This window comes from Rhodococcus sp. NPDC060084, assembly GCF_042730335.1.
GTDB lineage: Bacteria > Actinomycetota > Actinomycetes > Mycobacteriales > Mycobacteriaceae > Rhodococcus.
In genome coordinates this window covers 18324-29212 of record NZ_JBHWWX010000047.1, presented here as the reverse complement: position 1 = coordinate 29212, position 10889 = coordinate 18324, and the positions used below count along the sequence as shown (strand labels likewise).

The 10889-nt window shown below is 65.0% G+C and carries 10 protein-coding genes; 6 read left to right on the top strand and 4 right to left on the bottom strand.

The window, feature by feature from the left end; translation table 11 throughout:
• Window positions 1-301: 301 nt before the first annotated feature.
• Together ACFWBU_RS18960 and ACFWBU_RS18955 are read left to right on the top strand one after the other, a co-directional pair.
• Window positions 302-1336: an alpha/beta hydrolase family protein gene (locus ACFWBU_RS18960; RefSeq protein WP_296550284.1), complete on the top strand. Its 1035-nt coding sequence runs from the start codon at window positions 302-304 to the stop codon at window positions 1334-1336.
• A gap of 313 nt (window positions 1337-1649) precedes the next feature.
• Window positions 1650-2651, top strand: coding sequence for an alpha/beta hydrolase family protein (locus ACFWBU_RS18955; RefSeq protein ID WP_169651314.1), 1002 nt, complete (start codon window positions 1650-1652; stop codon window positions 2649-2651).
• 612 nt (window positions 2652-3263) lie between these two features.
• Here the strand turns inward: ACFWBU_RS18955 and ACFWBU_RS18950 are convergent.
• Window positions 3264-4253, bottom strand: a complete 990-nt coding sequence (locus ACFWBU_RS18950; protein WP_378528980.1) for a bile acid:sodium symporter family protein — start codon at window positions 4251-4253, stop codon at window positions 3264-3266.
• 84 nt (window positions 4254-4337) lie between these two features.
• Here ACFWBU_RS18950 and ACFWBU_RS18945 point away from each other — a divergent pair, with 84 nt between their 5' ends.
• A complete protein-coding gene (locus ACFWBU_RS18945; RefSeq protein WP_378528979.1) occupies window positions 4338-5246 on the top strand; it encodes a LysR family transcriptional regulator in 909 nt (302 codons plus the stop codon).
• Here ACFWBU_RS18945 and ACFWBU_RS18940 read toward each other — a convergent pair.
• The gene (locus tag ACFWBU_RS18940) at window positions 5213-5413 is read right to left on the bottom strand and encodes a PspC domain-containing protein (RefSeq protein ID WP_169619255.1); all 201 of its coding nucleotides are present in this window, start codon (window positions 5411-5413) and stop codon (window positions 5213-5215) included. The two genes, ACFWBU_RS18945 and ACFWBU_RS18940, sit on opposite strands and share 34 nt — an antisense overlap.
• Before the next feature lie 180 nt (window positions 5414-5593).
• On the opposite strand from ACFWBU_RS18940, the gene ACFWBU_RS18935 reads away from it, so the two are divergent.
• Window positions 5594-6448 carry a nitroreductase family protein gene (locus ACFWBU_RS18935; RefSeq protein ID WP_378528978.1) on the top strand — a complete coding sequence of 285 codons (855 nt, stop codon included), beginning with the start codon at window positions 5594-5596 and terminating at the stop codon, window positions 6446-6448.
• A 21-nt stretch (window positions 6449-6469) separates the two neighbouring features.
• Here the strand turns inward: ACFWBU_RS18935 and ACFWBU_RS18930 are convergent, their stop codons facing one another.
• Entirely contained in the window at window positions 6470-6790 is a 321-nt protein-coding gene (locus tag ACFWBU_RS18930) for a hypothetical protein (RefSeq protein ID WP_378528977.1), read from the bottom strand.
• Between the two features lie 167 nt (window positions 6791-6957).
• Here ACFWBU_RS18930 and ACFWBU_RS18925 point away from each other — a divergent pair, with 167 nt between their 5' ends.
• Window positions 6958-7998: a patatin-like phospholipase family protein gene (locus tag ACFWBU_RS18925; protein WP_378528976.1), complete on the top strand. Its 1041-nt coding sequence runs from the start codon at window positions 6958-6960 to the stop codon at window positions 7996-7998.
• Window positions 7999-8007: 9 nt separating this feature from the next.
• Window positions 8008-8865 (top strand): alpha/beta fold hydrolase, encoded by an 858-nt coding sequence (locus ACFWBU_RS18920; RefSeq protein WP_169651311.1) that lies wholly within the window; start codon window positions 8008-8010, stop codon window positions 8863-8865.
• 1 nt (window position 8866) lies between these two features.
• On the opposite strand, the gene ACFWBU_RS18915 is transcribed toward ACFWBU_RS18920, so the two are convergent.
• The gene (locus ACFWBU_RS18915) at window positions 8867-10879 is read right to left on the bottom strand and encodes a prolyl oligopeptidase family protein (protein WP_378528975.1); all 2013 of its coding nucleotides are present in this window, start codon (window positions 10877-10879) and stop codon (window positions 8867-8869) included.
• Window positions 10880-10889: the final 10 nt, after the last annotated feature.

Genomic DNA, 10889 nt, shown 5'->3' with positions numbered 1-10889 from the left:
GCCCGAACCCATCTCGATGGGTTCGGGCCTCGCGGCATGTCCGGGGAGCCTCGTTGTTCCTGATGCGTTCGGCAGGAACGCATTCCCGGGATTACCGAGCGGACGACCTGCGTAACTCGCGGCCGCTGAGTGCCCGGGGTGCGTACACGGCCCGGCCCCGTCCTTCCGGCCGCGACCCTGACCTTCGAGACCCGAAATCCCACCCCCGAACCCGATGTCCGATTCATTCCCATTAAGAGGTCTATGGTGTATCAATTGACAGAGCCCTCGATTATTCAGGGCGGTAACTCAGCGTCGCCGTTTGGCTGACGAAAGCACACGGGAGGTCGGTCGAGTGATCTCGGCGTTGTTCCGGCGAGCGATCGCCACTGTAGGGATAGGGGTGCTGGTTCTCCTCGGAGCACCGGGCATTGCTTCCGCTGAGCCTGTTTCGCATCTGTCCCGCGTCGAGGTCAAGAGCGATCGCGTCGTGGTGGCCCACGTGTACTCCGCAGCGATGGATCGTGAAGTGGCGCTGCGCGTGTACACGCCGGCGGACACGAGCGTGCCGAGTCCGACGCTCTATCTGCTCAACGGCGCCAGTGGCGGGCAAGGAGTGGCCACCTGGGATGCGCGGACGAACATGGACGAGTTCTTCGCCGACAAGAACGTCAACGTGGTCACTCCGTTGGACGGCTCGTTCACCTATTACACCGATTGGCTCGAGGACGACCCGATTCTGGGCCGGAACAAGTGGACGACGTTCCTCACTCGTGAACTGCCGCCGATCATCGATGCCGAATTCGGCACGACCGGCACAAATGCGATCGCGGGATTGTCGATGTCGGGGACTTCGGTTCTGAGTCTCGCGATCGCGGAGCCGACACTGTACAAAGCGGTGGGTGCCTACAGCGGCTGTGCCGAAACGAGCACCGAACTCGGGCAACTTTATGTCCGGGCAGTGGTGGAGAGTCGCGGAGAAGCGAACGCGGAGAACATGTGGGGCCCGTACGGCGGCCCCGGTTGGGTCCAGAACGATCCCTTCGTCAACGCCGAGAAGTTGCGGGGCATCGATCTCTACATCTCCTCGGCCACCGGGCTGCCGGGTGAGCATGATCGTCTCGGCTCTACCTGGGTCGGCGACGATCCGGGCCTGCTGGCGAACCAGGTGGTTGTCGGAGGCGTGATCGAGGCGGCGGTCGACAACTGCACGCGCCGGTTGGCTGCGCGCCTGGAGGAGCTGGAAATTCCCGCTGTGTTCGACTTCCGTCCGGCGGGAACGCATTCCTGGGGTTATTGGGAAGACGATCTGCACAACTCGTGGCCCATGCTTGCGAACGCACTCGAGGTGAGCTGAGACGACACCGACCCGGTGCGCGCACTTGACGAACCGGTCATCACCTTCGATGGTGATGACCGGTTCGTCGTATACGGCGGTTCGCGGCAGCGGACAAAATCCGTCGTTGGCGTCGCTGTCGACGGATGACCGGGTGGGTCCGATGTGGCCGGACCCCAGGTGCACGCCTCGGAAACTGGGCTGACTCCCACCGGAATGTCCGTTTCACACTATTCCTCCTTCTCGTGGTGTATCTATTGATGCGTCTCCGGACTATTCGGAGGCGGTCATCGGGCGTCGCCGCGTGCGTCGACGAAGCATCAGGGAGGGTCGAGTGATCTCGGCGTTGTTCCAGCGGATACTTGCGGTGGTGGGGGTAGCGGCGACGGTTCTCGTCGCGCTGCCGAATATTGCGTCCGCACAGAATGTTTCGTATCTGTCCCACATCGTTGTCGAGAACGAACGCGCGGTGGTGGCCCACGTGTACTCCGCGGCGATGGACCGGGTCGTGCCGCTTCGTGTGCGCACACCGGCCGACACGAGTCGCGCCGCCCCCACGCTCTATCTGCTGAACGGGGCCGGCGGAGGGCAGGGGGTGGCCACCTGGGACGAGCAGACGGACATCGACGAATTCTTCGCCGACAAGAACGTCAACGTCGTGACTCCGCTGGACGGATCATTCAGCTACTACACCGACTGGCGACGGGACGATCCGGTACTCGGCCGCAACAAGTGGACCACCTTCCTCACGCGTGAGCTTCCTCCGGTCATCGATGCCGCCTTCGGTACGACAGGTGTGAATGCCATCGCGGGGCTGTCGATGTCGGGGACGTCGGTGTTGGGCCTCGCCATCGCGAAGCCGACGTTGTACCGGGCGGTAGGCGCCTACAGCGGATGTGCCGAAACGAGTACAGAACTCGGGCAACTCTATATCCGGACCGTGGTCGAAAGCCGCGGAGGAGCCGATGTGGAAAACATGTGGGGCCCGCTCGACGGTCCCGGATGGGTCGAGAACGACCCGTACGTCAACGCCGAGAAGTTGCGAGGTATCGACCTCTATGTCTCCTCGGCTACCGGACTCCCGGGCAAGCATGAGCACCTCGGCGCCCGTTCGGTCGGGAACGACCCGGCTCTGCTGTTGAACCAGGTGGTGATGGGCGGCGTGATCGAGGCTGCGGTCGACGACTGCACACGGCGTCTCGCAGCCAGGCTCGAAGAGCTGGATATACCCGCTGTTTTCGAGTTCCGCCCGACCGGAACGCATTCCTGGGGCTACTGGGAAGACGACTTGCACAACTCGTGGCCCATGCTTGCGAGGGCTATGGAGACGCGCTGATATTTGCACGGTCGGGTGCGCTCACCTGTCATGGGCGCACCGCGATCTACTGTGCGAATTATGTTGATGCACAGTGGATTAGCGAATCATCAGCGCTCACGACTTCTCCACGAAAACCATTGACGCTTTAAGTACCGAACAGTATGGTTGGCCGCACGGCACCCGCTCGGATCCGAAATTTACTGTGCCGCAACCGATCTGTTTCATCGTCTCCAGGAGGACACATGGGTAGCACAACGATCACCGAGATCATCAACTTCTTCTTCTCGCTGCTCCTGCAGACCGCGCAGTTCATCAGCTGATCGCCACATAACCCGATCGCCGCTGTACCCGATCGCTGGTTGTACCTGACCGTCGATCGTCGCTGTATCCGACGCCCGGGGGCATGAGGTCTCCGGCAGGAATCTGGAGGAAACATGGGTAGCATCTCGAGTGGTTTCGAAGCCATCAGCCAGTTCGTCGAACTGATCCTGGTGATCGCGCCGGTACTGCTGACCGGCTCGCTGTAAAGAGTGGATTATGAGGCCGTGAGTCCCGAGGTTCGGGGCTCACGGCCTCTTCCGTTCGTGGGCGCGTTCGTCAGCGCCGGACCGCCGGTTCCCTCCGGCCTGATCAGCCTTGCAGCGCCGGCTCGGCCGATTGCTTCGCGAGTCGGGCGGCGATCGCTGCACACACCAGCAGCTGAATCTGGTGAAACAGCATGAGGGGAAGAATGATCAGTCCGATGGGTTCTCCGGGAAACAGAACCGTGGCCATCGGCAGGCCGGTGGCGAGCGACTTGGTGGAACCGCAGAAGAGGATGGCCGTCCGGTCCTCGTACGAGAATCCGAGTTTGGCGGGCGCGTACCAGGTGAGCGCCAGCACGATCGCCAGCAGGAGTATGCACACTCCGGCGAGTGCAAGCAGACGCAGAACAGACAACTGGGTCCAGATGCCCTCGTTCATGCCGCGACTGAACGCGACATAGACGACGAGCAGAATGGAACCGCGGTCGATGAGCTTGAGGGGCTTGCCGTGTGCCGTGACCCAGCCCCCGATCCAGCGGCGCATGACCTGGCCCGCGACGAAGGGGACCAGCAACATGAGAACGATGTCCAGCACTGCCGCGGAACTGAAGGTCACTCCTTGCGTACTCATCGTCACCGCCACGAGTGCCGGGGTGAACAGGATTCCGAGCAGGCTCGAGGCAGATGCCGAGACGACCGCGCCGGGGATATTGCCGCGCGCAACGGAGACCAGTGCGATCGAGGACTGCACTGTCGAGGGCAGCAGGCACAGGTACAACACACCCAGATAGAGCGGCTCGGTGAGCAGCCACGGAACGAAGACCTTGGCAGCAAGGCCGAGGAGCGGGAAGATCACGAAGGTGACCGCGAGAATGGTCGCGTGCAGCCGCCAATGTCTCAGGCCCGCCACGGCTTCGGCGGTAGACAGGCGCGCGCCGTACAGGAAGAAGAGAAGGCCGATCGCGATCTTCGATGCCCATGTGAAGACATCGAGCCCGACGCCGTGTGCGGGCAGGGCCGCGGCGACGGCAACTGTCAGCACGATTCCGACAAGGAACGGGTCGAGTCGATTGAGAAACGGGATCTTCGCCAGCATGGTTCGACGCTAGGCCATGGTGGGCTGATTCGAGAAGCCGATTACCGCGATCACTGTGATCACAGATTGTGATTGAATGCAGGGGTGTTCGATCCCGTCCACCTCCGTAGTTTCCTGGCCGTCGAAAGCGAACGCAGTTTCACGGCGGCGGCGCGGCGCCTGGGCCTGCGGCAATCCACCGTGAGTCAGCACGTCGCCAAACTCGAGGCGACTGCGGGTCGTCGGCTGTTCGTGCGCGACACCCACACCGTCGAGCCGACCGCCGACGGGAGCGCGATGCTCGGATTCGCCCGCGAGATCCTCGAGCGTCACCACGCCGCCCAGCGTTACTTCACCGAATCCACCGTCAGTGGGCGCGTGCGGTTCGGCGCGTCCGACGATCTGGTGCTCCACGAACTCCCCGCGATCCTCGCCGAATTCCGGCGGGGGCATCCGCGTGTGGATTTCGAACTCACCGTCGGACTCAGTGAGAACCTGCACCGCAGCCTGGAGGACGGCGATCTCGATCTCATGTTCGGAAAGCGCCGGCCCGGCGAGCGTCACGGCGAACTGATCTTCCGTGACAAGCTCGAGTTCCTCGGCGCACCCGGCTTCGTGCCGGACCCGGAGGGACCGATACCGCTCGTCACCTATCCCCACCCGTCGCTGACCCGGGAGATCGCGCTCGACGTGCTCCAGCGGTGCGGATACGGAGCGCGGGTGACATGCGTCGCCGACAGTCTCATCGGGTTGAGCGCTGCAGCACTGGCGGGGCTGGGTGTCGTCCTGCATGCGAGCCGGCTCCCACCGGCGGGTCTCGTTCCTGTTCGGTCCGCAACCCGCCGGTTACCCGATGCCGGTCATCTCGATTTCGTGCTCGTCGCGCGCCGAAGCGTGCTCAGTGAGCCGGAGCGTGCACTCCGTACAGCGATTCTGGCCAACGCCGACCGGCTGGTGCGCGATACCCACGACACCGACCCTCATTCCGGCAGCAGCATCCACAGGGCGAGGTAGAGAAGCACTGCCGTGCCACCGGTGACGAACGCTGCGAGCACCGCGCCCGCGCGGACGAGATTGACGTCCAGGCCGAAGTATTCGGCGAGGCCTCCGCAGACGCCACCGAGCATGCGCTGCGACGAGGAGCGGGCGAAGGGACGGGGGGTGTTGTTCTCGAATGTCATGATTCGATCGTGCCGGTTGTGAGCCTTCCGCACATCGGGGACGAACCCGGATCTCTACCCTGATCTTTCTCTCGGGGGTGCGAGCGAGACCCAGGATCAGGATGAGGCCAAGTATCACCGGTCGTGATCGGGAAGAGCAGACTCGGTGTTCGTCATGTTTTCGAGAAGGAGTTCCCGTCCATGGACACCGTCAGCGATCGTCGTCTCGTCGCCTTGCTTCGCCGCTACGGCGCCGACGAAGCCGAACGTGTAAGCGCGCGCATCGACCCATTGCTGTGGAACGACGTTCTCGCGGTTCAGCTCGAGCACCGGTCGGTACGGAAGTTCCTGCCCGAGAAGGTGTCCGAAGACCACCTCCGTGCGATCGTCGCGGCGGCTTCGTCGGCTGCCAGTTCCAGCAACCTGCAGTTGTGGAGTGTGATCGCGGTGACCGATCGTGAGCGCCTCGGCCGCATAGCGGAACTCGCCGGCAACCAGGAGTCGGTGCGCAACGCGCCTCTTCTCCTGGTGTGGGTCGCGGATCTGGCGCGTGCCGCCCGGTTGGCGACGAGGCGTGGCAGAGACCTCGTCAACGCGGGCTATCTCGAATCGGCAGTGCTCGGGATCGTCGACACGACCCTGGCCGCGCAGAACGCCGCACTCGCCGCGGAATCACTCGGGCTCGGCACGGTATTCATCGGGGCGCTCCGTGACCACCCGACCGACCTTGCTTCCGAACTGGCCTTGCCCGACCACAGTTTCGCCGTGGTCGGGCTGGTGGTGGGCCGTCCCGACCCGGCCGAGTATCCGGAGGTCAAGCCGCGGCTCGGTCAGGACGTCGTGCTGCACCGAGAGCAGTACGGGTCCGGCGCGCAGGATGCGGAGGACGAAGGGGTAGCCGCGTACGAGGACGCCATTGCGCAGTTCTACCGGGGCCAGGGCTTGCCGGACAGTTGGAGCGAGCGCGTCCTCGGTCGTTTTGCCGCACCGGGTGCGCTGGGGCACCGGGAAGGACTGCGGCAAGCATTGCTGCAGCGAGGGTTCGGATTCGAGTGAGGACTCGTCCGTGGGCAGTGCTCAACGGCAGACGACGGTGAGTCCGATTCCGCGCCAGACCTCGGTTTCGACGCGCTCGAATGCCCCGTCCTCGTGGTCGTACTCGTAGTCGACCTCGACGCGGTTCCCCTTGTCGCGTTGCTCGGTGACGACGCAATGACCCGACAGATTGCCCGACCGGTTCGTGATCGAATGAGGAATGTTGCGTTCGGTGAGAAGCTCGACCGCCGACTGCTGGCTCATGCCGACGACGACGGGAACGGTTTGTGCTGTGGCAGTGCCTGTTCCGAGAGCGACGGCCGCCGCGCCGGCAAAGAGTGCTGCAATAACCTTGGTGCGCATGAATTCTCCCGATGGTGAGTGACCCGCGAAATCGAACACGTCTATCGTGCGCCGGACATGCACCCGAACACATCCGGGCACGTCCCCCATCTCGACCCTGAACTCGACCTCGGGGTCGAGTTCGAATCCGGGGTGCGATGCGGGTGGGTCTGCGTACGATCGGGTCCATGGCGGGACGGACACGGGCGGCGCTTGCGCTGGGGAGCGGGGGCGCCAGGGGGTATGCGCACATCGGCGCAATCCAGGTGATCGAGGAACGCGGCCTCGAAATCGTCGGCGTGGCAGGCGCTTCGATGGGTGCGCTGGTCGGGGGTGTCTACGCGGCGGGCAAACTCGAGCCGTACACGCAGTGGGCGCTGAGCCTGTCCCAGATGGATGTCGTGCGGCTGCTCGACGTGTCGGTGTCGGCTCCCGGCGCCATCCACGCCGAGCGGATCCTGTCGAAGATGCGCGACATACTCGGAGAGGTCTCGATCGAGGATCTGCCGATCCCGTTCACAGCCGTTGCCACCGACCTCGCGGCGGGACGCGCGGTGTGGTTCCAGCGGGGTCCCGTCGACGCGGCGATCCGAGCGTCGATCGCAATTCCCGGCGTCATCACTCCCGTGGTGCTCAACGGCAGGGTTCTCACCGACGGAGGCACACTGTCGCCGTTGCCGATCGCCCCGACCGTCGGAATGCACGCTGATCTCACGATCGGCGTCAGTCTCGCCGGAGAGGACGGCGGTCGGCCGCACTCCCCCGAGAACGCGAGTTCGGAACCGCGGCCTGCCGAGGAATGGATGGGACGTTTCCGTCGTAGCGCTGCCTCGGTGCTCGAAACCGACATCGTGCGATCGGTGGTCAACCGGTTCTCCGCGAGCAGCGTAGACAACGACGACTCGTTCGCGGACACGACGGTCCCCGAGGCGGATACCGGAACGCACGACGCGCCGACGCCGAAGTTCGGACGCGTTGCGGTGATGAACCGGTCGCTCGACATCATGCAGTCGGCCCTGTCGCGGTTCCAGCTCGCCGCCTATCCGCCGGACGTGTTCGTCGAGGTCCCGCGAACCGCGTGCCGGAGTCTCGATTTCCACAGGGCCGCGGACATGATCGCTCTGGGAAGAGCGCTCACCGCGGCGGCGCTCGACGACGCCGGCATCCCGGACCCCGCCACGCGGGAGGTCGCGCCCGAACCGGCGAACGACGAGCCCGGATCGGCCTAGTCTGAGCCGGTGCAGACCGTACCGATCCAGTTACCCGACGGCACCACGACACCGGTGCGGTTGTTCGCGGGCCCCGATCACGAGCACGAATCCCGTCGCGATTCGTCACGCGCAGTGGTCGTGATCGTGCCGGGACTCGGCGTTCCCGCCGGATACTACGAATCGTTCGCCGAGGCGCTGACCGGGTACGGGTTCGATGCGGCGATCTGCGAACTGGCGGGGCAGGGGGACAGCCGCCCCCGGCCCGGACCGGAGAGCACCTACGGCTACCACGACATTGTCGCCGTGCATCTGCCCGCCGTGTTCGAGGTGGTGCGGGAGCGCTTTCCGGATTCGACGCCCTATCTGCTCGGGCATTCGATGGGAGGCCAACTCGGCGTGCTCTACGCGTCGCGGATCCGCGGCCGGCTCGGCGGGCTGATTCTCGTCGCTGCGGGCACCCCGTATTACCGGCACTACCGCGGTGCCCGCCGCCCCGGACTCCTGCTGGGCTCGGCGGCGATGTCGTTGACGTCGAGTGTCGCGGGTTTCTGGCCGGGCGACCGGATCGACGTGGCAGGATTCGGCCGGCAGTCCCGCGTCCTGATTTCCGACTGGGCGCGGCTCGCGCGCGGAGGCCGGTTCGATCCGGCCGGCGCCGACATCGACTACGAGGAGCGGCTTGCCCGCCTCACCCTGCCGGTCCTGTCGATCACCATCGAGGGCGACGAGCTGACGCCGGTGGAGTCGGCCCGCCACCTGCTGGGCAAACTGCCCGCCGCGGACATCACGACGTGGCACAACCCCCGGAAGCTCGGGCACAACGGCTGGATCCGCGACAACGCCGACACGGCGGCGAAGGTCGCCGCGTGGTTACGCGACCGCTAGGTCACGTGAGCTTGTCCGCCAGAAACGTGAAGGTCAGCGCCGACTTGAATGCCGCCTGCGCATTGTCGGCTGCACCGCCGTGTCCACCTTCGATGTTCTCGTAGTACCAGACTTCGTGACCCTCCTCCTCGAGGCGGGCGACCATCTTGCGGGCATGGCCGGGGTGGACGCGATCGTCGCGAGTGGAGGTCGTCACCAGGATCGGCGGGTACGTCGCATCCGGGTCGGTGTTCTGGTACGGCGAGTATCCGCTGAGGAACTCCCATTCTTCGGGCTTGTCGGGGTCGCCGTACTCGGCCATCCAGGAAGCACCGGCGAGCAGCAGGTGGTAGCGCTTCATGTCGAGCAACGGCACCTGGCACACGATCGCGCCGAGCAACTGCGGGTACCGGGTGAGCATCACGCCCATCAGGAGTCCGCCGTTGCTGCCTCCCTGCGCGCCGAGCTGCTCTGCCGTGGTGATGCCCCGCGCCACAAGGTCTTTCGCAACGGCGGCGAAGTCCTCGAAGACTTTGTGCCGGTTCTCCTTGAGCGCTTGGGTGTGCCAGCCCGGACCGTACTCGCCACCGCCGCGGATGTTGGCGATCACGTACGTGTAGCCCTTCTCGAGCCACGCGCGGCCGATACCTCCGCTGTAGGCGGGCACCATCGAGTTCTCGAATCCGCCGTAGCCGTACAGCAGGGTGGGTGACGGGCTCGCCGTATTGCGTCCCACCACGAAGTACGGAATCTGTGTGCCGTCGTCGGATGTCGCGAAATGCTGCACCACCGAAATGCCGGTGGCGTCGAAGAAGGACGGCGCGGACTTGATCGGCTCGATCCCGCCACCCACCGTGCCGGACAGCAGTGTCGCCGGGATCGTGAAGCCGCTCGAATTGAGGAAGAAGTCGTCGCCGGTGAGCGGGTCCACGTCGATGATCGATGTCGACGTCGCGTCCGGCACCCCGGGCAATTCCTCGTCCGACCAGCCGTCGGCGCCGGGGGTGAGGACCCGCATCTGGGTCTGCACATCGCGCAACGTGACGACGAGCAGATGGTTCTGCGTCCACGCGTACTGTTCGAGCGATGTGTGCTCGTCGGGAGTGAACAACACCGTCAGGTCCCGCGAGCCCGACAGGAACGAGGGATAGTCGGCAGCGAGCAACGCGCCGGCGGGGTGCCCCAGCCATTCGGAGCGGGTACGGATCAGCAGGTGATCGCGGTACACACTCACCCGCGCGTCGTGCGGAACTTCGAGTTCGACGAGTTCGCCGGTCGCCGTCAGTTCGAACCGCCGGGTCCGGTAGAAATCGAGAGCACGATCGACGAAACTGCGCTCGTAACCGGGGGTGTCGTCGTACCACGCGGATACCGCGACATCGCCCGCTTCGCCCTCGAAGACCGTGTCCACGTCCGCCAGGGGCGTTCCGCGCCGCCAGCGCGCGGCGATGCGGGGATATCCGGAGTCGGTCAGTGATCCCTCGCCGAAATCTGTTCCCACATAGACGGTATCGGCATCGATCCACCCGATGTCGGTCTTCGCCTCCGGCACTTCGAAGCTGTCCGGTCCGGAGACGAACTGCCGCGTGACGAGGTCGAACTCGCGAACGACCGTGGCGTCGGCACCGCCGCGCGAGAGGCTGATGAGCGCGCGCGTCTGGTCCGGACGCAGGACCTGGGCACCCGACCACACCCAGTTCTCGCCTTCCTCTTCGGCCACGGCATCGAGGTCGACCAGGACGTCCCACTCCGGGTTGTCGCGTACGTACTGGTCCATCGTGGTGCGTCGCCACAGCCCGCGCACATGGGTGGCGTCGCGCCAGTAGTTGTAGAGGTACTCGCCGCGGCGCCGGGCATACGGAATGCGAGCGTCGGTGTCGAGAACTTCGCGGATCCGGCTTTCGAGTGTGCCGAAACCGGTGCTGCGGGTATAGGCGTCGACCGTGCGGTCGTTGTGGGCGCGGACCCAGTCGAGCTGCTTCTCGCCCGTAACGTCCTCGAGCCAGAGGTACGGGTCGGTGGTGGTGTCGCTCATGACTTCATTT

Bases quoted from the DNA above. Each gene is read 5' to 3' on its own strand.
- ACFWBU_RS18950 (WP_378528980.1), bottom strand. From the start codon at position 4,253: ATGCTGGCGAAGATCCCGTTTCTCAATCGACTCGACCCGTTCCTTGTC.
- ACFWBU_RS18940 (WP_169619255.1), bottom strand. From the start codon at position 5,413: ATGACATTCGAGAACAACACCCCCCGTCCCTTCGCCCGCTCCTCGTCG.
- ACFWBU_RS18935 (WP_378528978.1), top strand. From the start codon at position 5,594: ATGGACACCGTCAGCGATCGTCGTCTCGTCGCCTTGCTTCGCCGCTAC.
- ACFWBU_RS18930 (WP_378528977.1), bottom strand. From the start codon at position 6,790: ATGCGCACCAAGGTTATTGCAGCACTCTTTGCCGGCGCGGCGGCCGTC.
- ACFWBU_RS18925 (WP_378528976.1), top strand. From the start codon at position 6,958: ATGGCGGGACGGACACGGGCGGCGCTTGCGCTGGGGAGCGGGGGCGCC.
- ACFWBU_RS18915 (WP_378528975.1), bottom strand. From the start codon at position 10,879: ATGAGCGACACCACCACCGACCCGTACCTCTGGCTCGAGGACGTTACG.